Genomic DNA, 16077 nt, shown 5'->3' with positions numbered 1-16077 from the left:
CCCTTTGCGTTTGTCAGGCAGCCAGCGAGGCGATGTCGATGACGAAGCGATAGCGAACGTCGCTCTTCAGAACGCGTTCGTAGGCTTCGTTGACCTGCTGGATGTTGATCTTCTCGATCTCGGAGACGATGTTGTGCTTGCCGCAGAAATCCAGCATTTCCTGGGTTTCCTTGATCGAGCCGATCATCGAGCCGGAAATGCTCTTGCGGCCTGGGATCAGTGCGAAAGCATGAACCGGGATCGGGTTTTCCGGCGCACCGACGACGACGAAGGCGCCGTCGACCTTGACCAGACCAAGGTAGGCATTCCAGTCAACTTCAGCGCTGACCGTGCAAATTACCAGATCGAAGGCGCCGGCGAGCTTCTCGAAGGTTGCCGGGTCGTTGGTGGCGTAATATTCCTTGGCACCGAGCTTGAGACCATCTTCCTTCTTGGAAAGGGTCTGGGACAGAACGGTGATGTCAGCGCCCATCGCGGCGCCGAGCTTGACGCCCATGTGGCCGAGCCCGCCCATGCCGACGATCGCGACCTTCTTGCCGGGGCCGGCATTCCAGTGACGCAGCGGCGAATAGAGCGTAATGCCGGCGCAAAGCAGCGGGGCCGAGGCATCGAGCGGAAGGTTCTCCGGAATCGACATCACGTAGCCTTCCTTGACGACAATCGAGTCGGAGTAGCCGCCCTGGGTGCGCGTCTTGCGGTCGGCTTCGAAGTCATTGTAGGTGCCGACGAGACCCGGCATATACTGTTCACGGTCAACGTCGCGGGTTGCGCAGCCGATACAGCTGTCGACGAAGCAGCCGACGCCGACACGGTCGCCGACCCTGAACTTCGTCACGGCCGAGCCGACCGCCGAGACGATACCGGCGATCTCATGACCCGGTACGATCGGATAGACGGCGTTCTTCCATTCGTTGCGGACGGTGTGGATGTCCGAATGGCAGATGCCGGCAAACTTGATGTCGATCACGACGTCATCGGGATTGGGGGCGCGGCGCTCGAAAGTGAAGGGTGTTAGCGGTTTCGACGCATCCGTCGCGGCATAGCCTTTTGCAATAGCCATCTGAAACTTCCTTTGATGTGAGCAATTGGACAGCCCGACTATGCCTCGGGACTACCAAGAGGCGTTAGAGCGATCCTGCAAGCTTCTTGCACGATCCTGCAAAATTCATCGGCAGAGCCATATCACGGACCGCGTCACGAATTTCAGGAGGTTCGCGAATCTTCTAAGCAATTCAGCTCTGTGGCTCGCCAATTTCTATTGCGTGCCCATCCGGATCGTAAAAGCGGAAGACCCGCTGTCCCCACGCCTGCTTTTCTACAGCGTGGATCAACTCGACATGCGGCGCGATACTTTCAAACGCGGCATTAAGATCGCCGTGTTCGAAATACAGAAGCACGTTTCTTCGCCCATAGGGTTCGGCAGCGTCATGCTTCTGGTTCCAGATCGTTTGTGAAAGTGATTGTCCTTCGTGGATTGCAAAGCCAGACTCGAAAAGGACGAAATTTCCGGCGTCCTCTATGATTTTCAGACCGAGCAGCTCGTTATAAAATTCCTTCGAGCGATTTATGTCGCGAACGAAAGGAATAGGATTGATGAAACGCATCATTTTCCTCTGGAGACGCTCCAAGTCGTTGCGCCAGATACCGGACCAAAGCGCGACTTCCGCATGATGTTTTGCAGCTTGGCAGAATAGGAAGTATCGCGAATGCTGCAACTGCCGATTTTGACGTCGAGCCGCCCCTAGCGATCCATTCCCGTCATGACGACTAATCCTTTGCTTCCGGAGACCGAATAGTGCGACTTCGGGTTTGTAGGATGCTGCCGTGAAGCTTAGATAAAGTGAACCTGCTATCTCAGAACGAGTTCTACATGACCTTGCCGTTCAACCCCTATCAGGAAATCGCTTCCATTGCCGCGCGTCACGCGGGCGGAGAGGGTGAGTTCCGCACCGCCATCGAGAGCCTGGGCATCAGCCGCCGACACACTCCGAGCGCGCCGTGCCATGGCAGCTACCGACCTTGCATAGCCCTTGTTATCCAAGGCGCCAAGAGCCTTCGCCTCGGCAGCGATGTCATCAACTACGGCGCTGGCGACTATCTCCTGACATCGCTCGACCTGCCGGTGACATGGCGCGTCGTGGAGGCGAGCCCAGAGGTTCCGCATTTCTGCCTGACACTCGCCGTCAACAGCGAGAAGGTTCTCGATCTTCTGAGCCGCACTGATCTCCCACGCCCGACAGCACCCGCAGGCGGGCGTGGGATTGTCGTAAACATAGCGACAGCCGAGCTCCTGGATGCGGCGGTGCGGCTCCTGCGTTTGCTCGATAGTCCAAAGGACATTGCGGCGATGGCACCGCTGATCGAGCAGGAGATCCTATATCGGGTCCTTACCGGTCCGGACGGTGGCCGGCTCATCAACATTGCGGTCGCCGACAGCCATGGCAACCGCATCGCCCGCGCCATTGCCTGGTTGCGGCAGAACTTTGCCCGGCCACTGCGCATCGAGGACCTCGCCGAGCAGGTCAGCATGAGCGTGTCGTCCTTCCATCATCATTTCAAGTCGATTACTGCAATGACGCCGGTACAGTACCAGAAACAGCTGCGGCTGCATGAGGCGCGGCGCTTGATGCTGATCGAGAGGCTGGATGCCGGGACGGCAGGGCATCGCGTCGGCTACCAGAGCCCGTCGCAGTTCAGCCGGGAGTATAGCCGCGTCTATGGCTTGTCCCCACTGAGAGACGTCGAGGCCGCGCGCGAGCCCGTTGACGGCGCCTGAGCAAGCAATTGCCGCATCGGACCGGTCTTGACGAGTGAAATCGACGGCTCGAAACGACGCGGGAATTTCATAAGATGTCGCTTGACGCGCCCGACGCTTTGCAGCATAAAGCCCGCGAACCGTACCGTACGGTACTTATCGGGAGTGAGACCGTGTCCGTCGAAAATTTGGAGCCCAGCGAGTTTTCGCCGCGCCAAAACGCCGTTCTGGAGCAGGCGCTGCGGTTGCTCGTCGACGGTGGCGAGAAGGCGCTGACGACATCCGGCGTCGCGCGCGCGGCGAACTGCTCCAAGGAAAGCCTCTACAAGTGGTTCGGCGACCGCGACGGGCTGCTGTCGGCGATGATCGCCTACCAGGCGAGCAAGGTGCGCACGTTCGAGCGCAATGGCGAGCGACTGACGTCGGCGAGCCTGCACGATCACCTCGTCATCTTCTCGAAGGATCTGCTGGAGGTTCTCGCCGGCGACGTTTCGCTGGCGCTGAACCGCCTTGCCATCGGCCAGTCGCATCGCGACGGCTCCAAGCTCGGCAAGTTGCTTCTGGAGCGGGGCCGCCGCCAGATCGATCGCCGCGCCATGGGGCTTATCGATTCCGGCAAGCGTGCCGGGCTGCTACGCTTTAATGATGCCGACGAGGCATATCACACGCTTTATGGCCTGATCGTTTCCGATCTGCATGTTCGCATGCTACTCGGCGAGCCGGGTCTCAAGGATACCGCGCGTCAGGCGGAGAGGGCGGTTTGCGCCTTCCTGCGCCTTTACGGCACGGAGAAGGTTTTGGCGGAGATGCCGCTCGTCGGCTGATCCCCTCTTACAAGTCACAGGACCAGCAAAGGGAAGGAAAGAACAATGCGCGTCTATTACGATCGTGATGCCGATATCAACCTCATCAAGTCCAAGAACGTCGTCATCGTCGGCTACGGTTCGCAGGGCCGTGCGCACGCGCTGAACCTCAAGGACAGCGGTGCCGCCAACGTTGCGATCGCGCTCAAGGCCGGTTCGGCCACCATCAAGAAGGCAGAAGCTGACGGCTTCAAGGTCATGACCGTTGCCGACGCTGCCAAGTGGGGCGACCTCATCATGATGGCGACCCCGGACGAGTTGCAGGCCGACATCTACAAGGCCGACATCGCCGGCAACATCCGTGACGGTGCTGCAATCGCCTTTGCACACGGCCTCAACGTTCACTTCGGCCTGATCGAGCCGAAGGCTTCGCTCGACGTCGTCATGATCGCGCCGAAGGGCCCGGGCCATACGGTTCGCGGCGAATACCAGAAGGGCGGCGGCGTTCCCTGCCTCGTTGCCGTTCACCAGAACGCTTCCGGCAATGCACTTGAACTTGCTCTCTCCTACGCCTGCGGCGTTGGCGGCGGCCGTTCGGGCATCATCGAAACCAACTTCCGCGAAGAGTGCGAAACCGACCTCTTCGGCGAGCAGGTCGTTCTCTGCGGCGGTCTCGTCGAACTGATCCGCGCTGGCTTCGAAACACTGGTCGAAGCCGGTTACGCGCCGGAAATGGCCTATTTCGAGTGCCTGCACGAAGTGAAGCTCATCGTCGACCTGATCTATGAAGGCGGTATCGCCAACATGAACTACTCGATCTCCAACACCGCTGAGTGGGGCGAGTACGTCACCGGCCCGCGCATCATCACCGCCGAAACCAAGGCTGAAATGAAGCGCGTTCTGCACGACATCCAGACCGGCAAGTTCACATCCGATTGGATGCAGGAGTACCGGGCTGGCGGTTCGCGCTTCAAGGGTATTCGTCGCATGAACGACAGCCACCAGATCGAAGAAGTCGGCGCCAAGCTTCGCGGCATGATGCCGTGGATCGGCAAGAACAAGCTGGTCGACAAAAGCGTCAACTAAGCGGTTTCGAACTGCTGCTTCAGCGGGCCGGGGCGAAAGCTCCGGCCTTTATTTTTGCGTCCGCATGGCGAGCCAGCGGGTTGGCTTGCCGTCGTAACCGCTGCCGTCGCCTTCGCTGATGACGATGTTGTGCCAGCCGCCATTGCTCAGCATTTCCGAAAGCAATTCCGCTGACGGATAGTTGTAGTAGCGACCGAAGCCGTCGTGTCCTTCCGCTTCGCCTGCCTTGAACGTGGCGTGGAAGGTGCCGCCAGGCCGCAGCGCCGTGCGGATCCGTTCCAGCACCTCAGGAAGTGCTGCTCGCGGGACATGCAACAGGCTGGCCTCGGCCCAGACGCCGTCGAAGGCTTCTTCCTCGTCCAAATCCTCGAAGCGCAGGACCTCGACGGGATGTTTGAGAAGGATCTCCGCCTGTTTCGCGACTGCCGGCGACCCGTCTGTCGGCGTCACATCGAAGCCTTTCGACAGCATGTAGGCGCTGTCTTGGCCGCCGCCGCACCCCAAATCAAGGATGGCTGCGCCCGGAGGCAGCAGCGACAGAAAGGCGTCCAGCCGTCGAATGGGCAAAATACGCTGCCGCGAAGCGTAGGTGGCCGCGTTGTCGTTGTAGAATGAAGATGTACTCTCGTCCGCCATGATCGTTTGCCCGATGAGCCAAGACCGGAGTTACAAGCGTAAAGCCGCCGCCTTTGAGGCAGCGCGCATTCGCTCGATGAAGAATTAGCGAACTAGATGGAGCGTCGCCCGCTGACGGCGTGGTAGAGCCAGAGAACGACAACAGCACCGATGACGGCGACGACGAGGCTGTAGATGTTCAAGCCCGTCACGCCGGAAGCACCGAAGAAACTGAAGATGACGCCGCCGACGATTGCTCCGACGACGCCGAGGACGATATCCATCAGCATGCCCGCGCCTGACTTGTTGACGATCTTGCTTCCGATGAATCCTGCGATCAGTCCAAGGACAATCCAACCGATTACTGACATCTGCCATTCCCCTCCTTGATTGGTTGAATATTCAGGCCATCTTCCCGTTTAAGCTAAATAGCTGGTCGGGGAATTCAAGGTTCGCGAGAACCTTATGCTTTCATTCTACAGTTGTTGTTCAATGAAATGAAGAAACCGAAAAGGAGGATGGCATGGGTATCTTTGATGACGCCGTTCCAGGCGGAAATATATCGAAGCCGATCATGATTGCTCTTGGCGCGTTGCTGGTGGGAAAGCTTCTCGGGGCCGGCGGCAGCCAGACGGATCCAGCCGCTCAGCAGGCCAATCCGCAGGCCAATCCGCAGACCGGCGACGGCGGGCTTCTCGGTGGGCTCGGCGGTCTCGGTGGTCTTCTCGGCAAGCTGACGGAAGCCGGGCAGGGCGATACTGTCGACTCCTGGGTCCAGCCCGGGCAGAACAAGCCGATCGCACCGGGCAGCCTGAATGATGCGCTCGGTTCCAAGACGATCAGTGATCTCGCACGGCAGGCGGGCATCAGTGAGCAAGAGCTGCTGAATCAACTGTCGACCGTCTTGCCTGGCGTGGTCGACAAACTGACGCCGCGAGGCCATCTACCGACACAAGAGCAGATCGCAACGCTTTTCCGTTCGTGATCTTGCTAGACAAGAAGGCCCTGTTTCCTTCCGGGAACGGGGCCTTTCTGTGATTTTTTCCAGTCGCTGTCTCAGATTTTTTGGACTAAAAGGCGCGCAGACTTGTCACCGTGACAAACAAATAGGTCAGCAATGTTGACTTATCATTTGTTGCGTGGTTCTGTCGCCTAAAGACAAAAAATTGCGAGGAAATCCCCATGTTGAATTGGGAAAGCATATTCGCGACGCGTTCCTCACGGATGCGCGCATCGGAGATTCGCGAGCTTCTGAAACTCCTTGACCGCCCTGACATCATTTCCTTTGCCGGCGGCATTCCGGATCCGGCACTTTTCCCCGATCAGGAATTCAAGGCCGCTTACGCCGATATCTTCAACAGTTCGGCCGTGAACTCGGCGCTGCAGTATTCCGTCAGCGAAGGCTACAAGCCGCTCCGCGAATGGCTGATCAAGCAGATGGCCGCCATCGGCATCCCTTGCGACCTCGATAACGTCTTCATCGTATCCGGCTCGCAGCAGGGTCTTGATTATCTCGGCAAGCTCTTCCTCTCCCCGAACGATACCGCGCTGGTCACCTGGCCGACCTATCTCGGTGCCTTGCAGGCTTTCAATGCTTACGAGCCGGCCTATGATCAGCTGACGCCGAACGGCAATCGCACGCCAGACTCCTATAGGGCGCAGGCGACAGCTGCGGGTGGGAAGGTGAAATTCGCTTATCTCTCTGCCGATTTTGCCAATCCGACGGGCGAAACTGTCGATCAGGCGGGACGAGAGAAGGTTCTTGCCCTGGCAGAGGAGCTCGATATCGCGGTCATCGAAGACGCAGCCTACCAGTCGCTGCGTTACGATGGGACGCCGATCGCACCGATCCTGGCGACGGAAATTGCCAAGAAGGGGAATATCAACGACACGCGCACCATTTACTGCGGCAGCTTCTCCAAGACGCTGGCGCCGGGCCTGCGTGTCGGCTTCATCGTTGCCAATGCTCCGGTCATCCGCAAGCTCGTGCTGATGAAGCAGGCGGCTGACTTGCATTCCTCGACGATCAATCAGATGGCGATCGCGCACGTCGCGGAGCGGGGCTTTGACGCGCAGGTCGCCAAGATCAAGTCGGTCTACGGCCGTCGCCGCAACATCATGCTGGCGGCGCTGGAGAAGTATATGCCTGCCGGTACGAGCTGGACGAGGCCGGAAGGCGGCATGTTCATCTGGGTAACGCTGCCGAAGGGCATGGACGGCGCGAAGCTGCTCGCCAAGTCGCTGGAAACGGCCAAGGTCGCTTTCGTCCCCGGCAAGGCATTTTTCGCCGACGGTTCGGGCGAAAATACGTTTCGCGTCAGCTTCTCCTGCGCGAACGATCAGATGATCGAAGAGGGGATCAGCCGCCTCGGCGCGTTGATCGCTGGTGAAATCGGCGGCTGATCGGCCGCCGAGGAACAACTAACGATTCAAGTGCGGGCCGAACAATTCCAGATCGGCCTCACTCAGCCGGTCGCTTGCCGTGTTGAGCTGATGCCAATACGGATAAAGCACCGGCGGCAGGCTGACGGCGTCGAGGCGCTTGCGCTCGTCCTCGTTCAGCTTCAGTTCGGCCGCGGCCAGGTTATCCTTGAATTGGGCTTCGGTGCGGCCGCCGATGATCACCGAGGTTACCGCCTTGCGACCGATCAGCCACGCAAGCGCCACCTGGGCTGCCGACACGCCGCGCTCGTCGGCGATCGCTACCAGCGTTTCCACGATATTCCAGAGGCGGTTTTCATCGCGGATCGGCGGCTCGGTCCAGCCGGCAAACTGACGCGAGCCTTCCGGCGCCGCCTGGTTGCGGCGGTGCTTGCCGGAAAGAAGGCCGGCGGCAAGCGGGCTCCAGACAAGCACGCCAAGCCCCTGGTCGACGCTGATCGGCAGCAGTTCATATTCCGCATCGCGCGCCTCGAGCGTGTAGTGGATCTGCTGGCTGACGAACCGCTCCCGCTTTTCTCTCTCACTGACGCCGAGCGCCTTCATGATGTGCCAGCCTGAGAAATTCGAGCAGCCGACATAGCGGACCTTGCCCTGGCGCACGAGCGTGTCGAGCGCCTCCAAGGTTTCTTCCAGCGGCGTCTGCCCATCCCATTCGTGAAGCTGATAGAGATCAATGACATCAGTCTTCAGGCGCCGCAGGCTGGCTTCACAGGCGCTGATGAGATGATAGCGCGAAGAGCCGGTATCGTTCGGGCCGTCTCCCATGCGAAAGCGCGCCTTGGTGGCGACCAGAACGCCGTTCTTGCGCGGCCCGCCGATGATCTCGCCGAGAATTTCTTCGCAGACGCCCTGCGAGTAGACGTCAGCCGTATCGATCAGGTTGACACCAGCGTCGATACACAGGTCGACAAGCCTGCGCGCTTCGGCAACTCCGAGATCGCCAACCATTTTCGCCCAACCCTGGCCACCGAACGTCATCGTGCCCATCGTCACGGTTGAAATCTTGAGACCAGAACGGCCGAGAAGCCGGTATTCCATATGCCTTCCTCCAGAATGAACGAGTCAGAACGTGCGGTAGAAGATAGGGGCGGAGCAGGCGGGTCAAGGGCAGGCGTCGGCGTGCTCGTGCCGAAGCCGACTGTCACAATCATGTTATCCGCGATGGCTAAGGAACGGTTCTCCCATCATCGAGGATCCATCATGAAGACGATCGTTTCCGCCGCCGCGTTGCTTGCCGCGAGCTTGCTTGTAACGCCGGCCCCTGCCGCCAATCTTGTGCTTTACACGAGCCAGCCGAACGAAGATGCACAGGCGACCGTGGACGGCTTCGTGGCCGCCAATCCCGACGTCAAAGTGGACTGGGTGCGCGATGGCACTCCGAAGATCATGGCGAAGCTGCAGGCGGAAATCGAGGCCGGCAATGCCGTCGCCGACGTTCTGCTGATCGCCGACACGGTAACGCTCGAGCGCCTCAAGGAAGCCGGCAAGCTGCTCGCGTACAAGTCGCCGGAAGCTGCAAGCTATGACGCGGCTCTCTACGACGCCGACGGCTATTACTATTCGACGAAACTGATCACCACCGGTATCGTCTACAACACCTCTGCCGCGTTCAAGCCGACAAGCTGGAAGGATCTGACGAAGCCCGAAGCCAAGGGTCTCGTGACGATGCCGAGCCCGCTGACGTCGGGCGCTGCCCTCATTCATGCGCAGACGCTGGCCGGCGTCGATAGCCTCGGCTGGGATTTCTACAAGGATCTTGCCGCCAATGGCGCGGTTGCTGCCGGCGGCAATGGCGGGGTCCTCAAGTCGGTTGCTTCAGGCGAGAAGGCCTTAGGCATGATTGTCGATTACATGCCGATCCGCGAAAAAGCCAAAGGAGCGCCGGTCGAGTTCGTCTTCCCGACGGAAGGCGTCTCCGCAGTGACGGAACCGGTCGGCATTCTCGCCAGCTCGAAGAATGCCGATGCAGCGAAGAAATTCGTCGACTACGTGCTCTCGGAGAAGGGACAGGAAGGCTTCCTCAAACTCGGCTATATCCCGGCCCGCAAGGGCATGAAGCTGCCGGAAGGCTTTCCGGCCCGCGACAGCATCAAGGTACTGCCGATCAATGCGGCCGAGGCGTTGAAGACCACCGATCAGGACCTCAAGACCTTCTCCGGCATCTACGGCTCGAACTGATCGCCGCTGGAAAGCAGATGCACGCATATGTTCGTCCTGGAAACAGCCAGCCCGCCTGGCTGTTTCCTTTGATTGTTATCATCGTCCTGATCCTCAGCGTGCTGCCGCTGGCGCGGCTGGCGACAACAGGCATTGGCGCGCTTGCGAACACTGGCGTCGGCGCGGTGCTGGGCGATCCGGCGCTCTGGTCGGCAACCTACTACACCCTCGTGACGGCGGTGCTCGGCACGCTGATCTCGCTCGCGGTCGGCTGCGCCTTCGCATTCGTGCTGACGCTGACGGATATTTGCGGCAAGGGCGCGCTGAGCTTCCTGTTCGTCCTGCCGATGATGATCCCGCCGCAGGTGACAGCGCTCGCCTGGGTGCAGATGTCCGGGCCCTCCAGCCCGCTCCTGAAGGCGTTGCACATTGCGCCTCCGCTCGGGTCTCCGCAGCCGCTCTATTCGGTCGGCGGGATTTCGCTGCTCTACGGCGTGCAGCATGCGCCGCTCGTCTATCTCGCAATCCGTGCCGGCCTGATGGCGCTCCCCCGCGATGGCGTCGAGGCGGCGCGGCTTGCCGGAGCCAGCAGTCTTCGGGTCTTCCGCGACATCATCCTGCCGCTTTCGCTGCCGGGGATCATTGCCGGAGCAGCAATCTCGTTCGTTTCCTGCACTGGCAATTTCGGCATTCCGGCAATCCTCGGCATACCGGCCTCGATCTACACGCTTCCGACGCTGATCTTCACCAAGTTCTCCGCCTTCACCAGCCGGACTTTCGGCGACGTGGCGCTGCTTTCCGCGATCATCGCCATCATTTCAGTGGTCGGGCTTGCCATTCAGGACCGCGCCTTGCGTGGACGCGACTATCGTGTGCTTGGGCTTTCCGGCGCGACCGTGGCCTTCGAATTGGGAGGCTGGAAGTTCCTTTTGCAGCCGCTGCTATGGCTTTGCCTTTTCTTCATGGTGGCTGCACCATTCTTCGCTCTCCTGGCCGGTGCACTCGTGCCGGCCTATGGCGTGCCGCTCACCTTCAAGACGATGTCGGCGAGCGCCTTCCATGAAATCCTTTTCCGGCAAGCGGTAACGTGCACGGCGTTCATGAACTCCCTGTCTCTCGCGGCTGGGACGGCATTGTGTCTCCTTGTGGTGAGCGTGCTTTCGGCTTACGCGTTGGCGCGACGCAAAGACCTGCTGAGCCGGATTGTTTCCAGCCTCATCGAGATCCCTTATTCGCTGCCCGGCATCGTCATGGCCGTGTCCTTCATTCTCGTGTTTGCCGCGCCGATTCCCATCCTGCACGTGACACTTTACGGGACGATCTGGATCATCTTGATCGCGTATTTTTCGAGCTTCTTTGCCGTAAGCCTAAAGCCTGTCGTCAGTGCGTTCCATCAGCTGGATCCGGCACTGGAGGAAGCGGCAAGACTATCGGGGGCGGGCTTCTTCCGGCGGCTCGTCGATATCATCGTGCCGTTGATCGCCCCCGCAGCGGGAGCATCGGTCATTCTGGTCTTCCTAATCGCCTGCAATGAGCTCACCATCTCTGCGCTCCTATGGTCTGCCGGGACACAGACGCTTGGCGTGGCAATCTACAATCTCGACGACAGCGGCAGCTCCGATCTGGCATCGGCGCTTTCCGTGCTCGTCGTCCTTATGGTCGTCTGCATGATGCTGCTTCTGGAGCTGATGGCAAAACGCTTGCCGAGAGGGGTCGTGCCGTGGCGGAACTGATCCTCAATCACCTCGCCAAGGATTTCGGCACCGGCCGTGCGGCCGTTACCGACTTTTCCCTGAAGGTGAGGCATGGCGGCTTTCTGGCACTGCTCGGGCCTTCGGGCTGCGGCAAGACAACGGTGCTGCGCATGATCGCCGGTTTTGAAGCGCCGACGAACGGCTCCATCCATCTCGGGGAGCGGCTGCTTGCAGACGCCTCCCGGTCGCTGCCGCCGGAACGGCGCAACATGGCGATGGTGTTTCAGTCCTATGCACTTTGGCCGCATATGAGTGTCGCGGACAATGTCGGCTATCCCTTGAAGGTGCGCGGTATCTCCGGCAAGGCTTACAAGCAGAAGGTCCGCGAGGCGTTGGCGACCGTAAGGCTGGCCGATCACGCCGAGCGCCGTCCCGCCGATCTGTCCGGTGGCCAGCGACAGCGGGTGGCACTGGCGCGCTGCCTCGTGTCGTCACCTGATGTCGTGCTTCTCGACGAGCCGCTCGCAAATCTCGACCGCCACCTGAAGCAGGAGATGGAGGAAACATTTCGCGAGTTCCACCAGCGCTCGGGTGCGACGATGATCTATGTCACGCACGATCAGAGCGAAGCGATGGCACTCGCAACCGACGTTGCGGTCATGTCCGAAGGCCGCCTTCTGCAGGCTGCACTGCCAGCCGAGATCTACGCCCGGCCGGAGGGCCGGGTGGTTGGCGGTTTGATCGGTCGCGGCGCAATTCTCTCGCTTCCGTCTCCGGGTGGTGACATCAGACTGCTTGACTGGCGCGCCCTCGAACCTTTGTTCTCACACGAGGTCGGTGATCGGCCGAAGGTGGACGTGCTGGTGCGCCAGGAGGATGTCCTCATCACGGGTGAGGGCATTGCAGCACGCGTCGAATCCATCCTCTATGAGGGCGAGCGCTATGCCGTGAGGCTGTTGCTCGGCGACGGACAGGTGCTTCGGGCGTTCAGCCGGGAGCGGCTTGATGTTGGCGAGAGCGTGCGGGTGATGGCCCGGGCCGCCTGGCGCCTCTGATTTCGAGCCGTATTTGCGAAGCGGGCCTTAGATGGTGTAACGGGCGGAGCCCTGCCAGCCAGGTTTGAAGGTCTGGTGGTCATCCCTCACAATGATGGTGTCGCGGAGTCAGGAGGAGCCTGCTCCATAGCATCACGGAGATCCCATGGGTGCACGACGGCCGACCTTTTTGCAGAATGAGTGGCCGTAACTTAACGCACTTATTGTGAGGCCCCGATGTTCAAGACCGAACGAGCTGCGATCGCCATTCACACGAATCTTGGCGCGATCGGCTTCGGGGGCACTGCCATCAGCCCTCCGAGCAAAGTCCCTTCGCCGGGACGATGGATAGTTAGGCCGCAGTGGTGGAAGCAGCACTCAGGTGACTGCGCGTCCCTAGATTGGCCAACCGGCCTCGGCAGACCCCATAGAGCAGCTGCCCAGCGCCGACTGCGGACACAAGCAAGCACTCGGCGAGGGATTAAGCTCATAAGGGATTGACTCAAGGCCCGTTACAGACGCCACTGCTAATGGCGCAACGTCAATTGGAAATGCTCGATGTCGCTTCGCCTTGCTACTTTCAACGTCGAAAATCTCATGACGCGCTTCGACTTCACGGGCTTCCGCAACCAGCTGCGGCAGGACCGCGTGATCAAGCTTTTCGAGGTGCGTAGCGAAGGCGTCTACCAGCAGCTCGAACAGGCGCGGGTGATTTCCTCGACGGACGATACGCGGCAGATGACGGCCCTGGCGATCGCGGACGCCGATGCAGACATTCTGTGCCTGCAGGAGGTCGATAATATGGAGGCGCTGCAGGCCTTCGAGTATGGCTATCTGTTCCGGATGGTCGGCAACGGCTACCGGCAGAAATATCTCGTCGAAGGTAATGACAGTCGCGGCATCGACGTCGCTGTTCTGATGCGGGAAGAGACGCGTGACGGCCAGAGGATCGAGCTCAAGCAGATCAAGAGCCATGCCATGCTCACCTATCGCGATCTCGGGCTTTTCAACGATCAATTGGCGCTTACCAACCGCATCGACGACAAGATCTTCAAGCGCGACTGCCTGGAGTTCGATCTACTGATTGGTGGTGTCGCGCTATCGCTCTATGTCGTCCATTTCAAATCGATGGACGGAGCGCGCACGGAAGGCGTCGACAGCAGGCTCGGCACGATGCCGGTGCGGCGGGCAGAAGCGTTGGCGGTGCGCCGCATCATCGAGGATCGATTCGGCGGTCGCATCGAAGACAAGCGGTTCGTCATCTGCGGCGATATGAACGACTATCAGGAGCGTGTCGATGTCATCGGTCGCCGCCGCACCGGATTCCGTTTCGAGCATCGGGACGAGAGTGTCAGCGCACTCGATGTCTTCAGCCATGACGGCTTTATGGAGAACGTCGTCCGCCGCCGCGATCCACTCGATCGCTGGACGCTCTACCATGCCCGCGGACCCGAAGAACAATGGCTGTGTCAGCTCGATTACATCTGGCTCTCCGCCGCACTTGCTAGGACGAACGCCAGCCGCATACCCGAGATCGTTCGGCATGGACAGCCTTACCGGACGGTCTTCCCACCTGGTCAGGAGGTCGAGCGTTATCCCCGCACGGGCTGGGATCGACCGAAAGCCTCCGACCATTGCCCCGTTGTCATGACGTTGGATCTGATATGAACGTTCATTTTTCAGAAGATTTCGCCGGCTGGCCGCCCGAGCAGACCGTATTCCCGATTGCTGGCCTGGACCTCCGCGTCCTGTCGGGAGACCATCCCTTCTATCTTGCGCAGGGCGAGGCGATCCGGGAAAATTGGGAAAGGGAAACTGCCGCGAACCCGGCGCTGTTCGATGGCCGGATGATCTTTCAGAGGCGGCTGGCGCTGACCGACAGCGGTATCGCCGGCGAAGGCCACGTCATACCGTTTTCGACATTTATGTGGTGGCGCCGTCAGGCGAGCCGGCAGGGTGGCATCCATCTGTTTGCCTATCCCGTTCTGGAGACATCCGACGGCGCGTTGGTGGCGATCCGCATGGGGAGCCATACAGCCAATCCCGGCCAGGTGTATTTCGCCGCCGGCTCGCTGGAGCCCGAGGACGTTTCCGGCGACCGCTGCGACGTCGAAGGCAACATGTGTCGCGAGGTGATGGAGGAGACGGGGCTTGACCTCAACGATGCCCAGGCGGGCGATCGGTACTATGCGAGCCACGTCAGGCGCACCGTAACGGTGCTGCGTCTCTTCCGCTTCGGCCTGACCGCCGAAGAGATGATTGAGAGGATCCACGCACACATGCTGGTTGCCGATGACAAGGAGATTGCCGGCGCAATTGCGATTCGGTCGGCCGATCCCAAGGCTTACCCGTACAATATTGCGATGCTCCCTGTCATCGACTGGTACTTCGGAGAGAAGCAGCGCGCTTAACGCCTTGCGCTCGGTCTTCCGGTCGGGCAGGTTGGCGAAACGAGGACCGAGACAGGGGAGGCCGATGTGGCGCGCAGCTACAGCGTCTACGACGTGTTCACCGACCGCAAGCTCGCCGGAAACCCGCTTGCCGTCGTCTTCGATGGTGACGACTTGCGCGATGACGCGATGCAGGCGATCGCCAAGGAAACGAACCTGTCGGAAACGGTCTTCGTTCAGCCCTCGGGCAACCCCGCCTACACCGCGAAAATCCGCATCTTCACCCCCGGTCGCGAGTTGCCCTTTGCAGGACACCCGACAGTCGGAACGGCGATCGCTCTGGCCGAGCGGGCGCATGGCAACTCAACCATCGATCTCGTTTCGGTGCTGGAGGAAAATGTCGGGCCGGTGCGTTGTGCCGTTCGGCTGCGGGAGGGTGAGGCTAGCTTTGCCGAGTTCGACCTGCCGCGGAAGTCGCAGCAAATCACCATGCCGCTCGACAAGCTTGGAATTGCCAATGCGTTGTCGCTGAAGACAACGGAGATCGGCTTCGAAAATCACGTGCCGTCGCTTTGGAGTGCGGGGGTGCCGTTCCTCATGATTCCTGTTCACGACGTTGGCGCCTCGCAGCGCATGGATTTCGACCCGCAACTTTGGGAAACGACCGTTCCCTTCGTCGACGGCGCACTTGCCTCGGCCTACATCTATTGTCGGGGCGGAGTGAACCATGTCGCAAAGTTCCACGCGCGGATGTTTGCGAGCGGCATGGGGATCGTTGAAGACCCGGCCACCGGGGCGGCAGTGGCCGCGCTATCCGGTGCCATTCACCATTTCGACCGCCTGACGGACGGGCACCACGGGGTGATGATCGAGCAGGGCGTGGAAATGGGCAGACCGTCCTTCATCCACCTGCATATGGATGTCGAAGGCGGAGCGATCGCGAATGCCCGGATTGGCGGGCAGGCGGTGCGTATCGCAAGCGGAACACTGGACCTTTGATTTCATTGCATTTCAGCCATGCGCAAAAATCTTCGCATTTAACCAAAGAATTTTCAGGCAGGCGCTAGACAAGCCGAACGATCCTGTTTATACGCCCCCTCA

The 16077-nt window shown here is 60.2% G+C and carries 16 protein-coding genes; 11 read left to right on the top strand and 5 right to left on the bottom strand.

Features of this window, described 5'->3' with window-relative positions:
• Positions 1–13: 13 nt before the first annotated feature.
• Positions 14–1060 (bottom strand): NAD(P)-dependent alcohol dehydrogenase, encoded by a 1047-nt coding sequence (locus tag ACSQ9D_RS10875; protein WP_436282247.1) that lies wholly within the window; start codon positions 1058–1060, stop codon positions 14–16.
• A 172-nt stretch (positions 1061–1232) separates the two neighbouring features.
• Positions 1233–1604, bottom strand: coding sequence for a VOC family protein (locus tag ACSQ9D_RS10870; protein ID WP_436283816.1), 372 nt, complete (start codon positions 1602–1604; stop codon positions 1233–1235).
• Between the two features lie 266 nt (positions 1605–1870).
• On the opposite strand from ACSQ9D_RS10870, the gene ACSQ9D_RS10865 reads away from it, so the two are divergent.
• From ACSQ9D_RS10865 to ilvC, 3 genes are all read left to right on the top strand, one after another.
• Positions 1871–2776: an AraC family transcriptional regulator N-terminal domain-containing protein gene (locus tag ACSQ9D_RS10865; RefSeq protein ID WP_436282246.1), complete on the top strand. Its 906-nt coding sequence runs from the start codon at positions 1871–1873 to the stop codon at positions 2774–2776.
• A gap of 137 nt (positions 2777–2913) precedes the next feature.
• The gene (locus tag ACSQ9D_RS10860; RefSeq protein WP_436283815.1) at positions 2914–3579 is read left to right on the top strand and encodes a TetR/AcrR family transcriptional regulator; all 666 of its coding nucleotides are present in this window, start codon (positions 2914–2916) and stop codon (positions 3577–3579) included.
• A gap of 45 nt (positions 3580–3624) precedes the next feature.
• A complete protein-coding gene (gene ilvC / locus ACSQ9D_RS10855; protein WP_037120078.1) occupies positions 3625–4644 on the top strand; it encodes a ketol-acid reductoisomerase in 1020 nt (339 codons plus the stop codon).
• Between the two features lie 48 nt (positions 4645–4692).
• Here ilvC and ACSQ9D_RS10850 read toward each other — a convergent pair whose 3' ends face one another.
• On the bottom strand, positions 4693–5280 hold the full coding sequence (locus ACSQ9D_RS10850) for a class I SAM-dependent methyltransferase (protein WP_436282245.1): 588 nt from the start codon (positions 5278–5280) through the stop codon (positions 4693–4695).
• Between the two features lie 92 nt (positions 5281–5372).
• Complete coding sequence (locus tag ACSQ9D_RS10845) at positions 5373–5630, bottom strand: GlsB/YeaQ/YmgE family stress response membrane protein (protein ID WP_436282244.1); 258 nt, start codon at positions 5628–5630, stop codon at positions 5373–5375.
• 152 nt (positions 5631–5782) lie between these two features.
• On the opposite strand from ACSQ9D_RS10845, the gene ACSQ9D_RS10840 reads away from it, so the two are divergent.
• Entirely contained in the window at positions 5783–6244 is a 462-nt protein-coding gene (locus ACSQ9D_RS10840; protein WP_436282243.1) for a YidB family protein, read from the top strand.
• Positions 6245–6441: 197 nt separating this feature from the next.
• A complete protein-coding gene (locus ACSQ9D_RS10835; protein WP_436282242.1) occupies positions 6442–7662 on the top strand; it encodes a PLP-dependent aminotransferase family protein in 1221 nt (406 codons plus the stop codon).
• Between the two features lie 18 nt (positions 7663–7680).
• On the opposite strand, the gene ACSQ9D_RS10830 is transcribed toward ACSQ9D_RS10835, so the two are convergent.
• Positions 7681–8739, bottom strand: coding sequence for an aldo/keto reductase (locus ACSQ9D_RS10830; protein ID WP_436282241.1), 1059 nt, complete (start codon positions 8737–8739; stop codon positions 7681–7683).
• 162 nt (positions 8740–8901) lie between these two features.
• Between ACSQ9D_RS10830 and ACSQ9D_RS10825 the strand changes: the two genes are divergently transcribed.
• The 6 genes from ACSQ9D_RS10825 (at position 8902) to ACSQ9D_RS10800 (ending at position 15975) form a co-directional block, all read left to right on the top strand.
• Positions 8902–9879: an ABC transporter substrate-binding protein gene (locus ACSQ9D_RS10825; protein WP_436282240.1), complete on the top strand. Its 978-nt coding sequence runs from the start codon at positions 8902–8904 to the stop codon at positions 9877–9879.
• A gap of 17 nt (positions 9880–9896) precedes the next feature.
• Positions 9897–11591 carry an ABC transporter permease gene (locus tag ACSQ9D_RS10820; RefSeq protein ID WP_436282239.1) on the top strand — a complete coding sequence of 565 codons (1695 nt, stop codon included), beginning with the start codon at positions 9897–9899 and terminating at the stop codon, positions 11589–11591.
• Positions 11579–12607: an ABC transporter ATP-binding protein gene (locus ACSQ9D_RS10815; protein WP_436282238.1), complete on the top strand. Its 1029-nt coding sequence runs from the start codon at positions 11579–11581 to the stop codon at positions 12605–12607. The genes ACSQ9D_RS10820 and ACSQ9D_RS10815 overlap by 13 nt, the downstream gene beginning before the upstream one ends.
• 537 nt (positions 12608–13144) lie before the next feature.
• Positions 13145–14254 carry an endonuclease/exonuclease/phosphatase family protein gene (locus tag ACSQ9D_RS10810; protein ID WP_037120098.1) on the top strand — a complete coding sequence of 370 codons (1110 nt, stop codon included), beginning with the start codon at positions 13145–13147 and terminating at the stop codon, positions 14252–14254.
• Positions 14251–14997, top strand: coding sequence for an NUDIX hydrolase (locus ACSQ9D_RS10805; RefSeq protein ID WP_436282237.1), 747 nt, complete (start codon positions 14251–14253; stop codon positions 14995–14997). Before ACSQ9D_RS10810 ends, ACSQ9D_RS10805 begins: the two co-directional genes overlap by 4 nt.
• A 66-nt stretch (positions 14998–15063) precedes the next feature.
• On the top strand, positions 15064–15975 hold the full coding sequence (locus ACSQ9D_RS10800; protein ID WP_436282236.1) for a PhzF family phenazine biosynthesis protein: 912 nt from the start codon (positions 15064–15066) through the stop codon (positions 15973–15975).
• The last annotated feature ends 102 nt before the right edge of the window (positions 15976–16077 follow it).

Source organism: Rhizobium sp. LjRoot258 (genome assembly GCF_964254185.1).
Lineage (GTDB): Bacteria > Pseudomonadota > Alphaproteobacteria > Rhizobiales > Rhizobiaceae > Rhizobium.
Note: the sequence above shows the minus strand (reverse complement) of the source record. Positions and strands in the feature narration are given on the sequence as shown.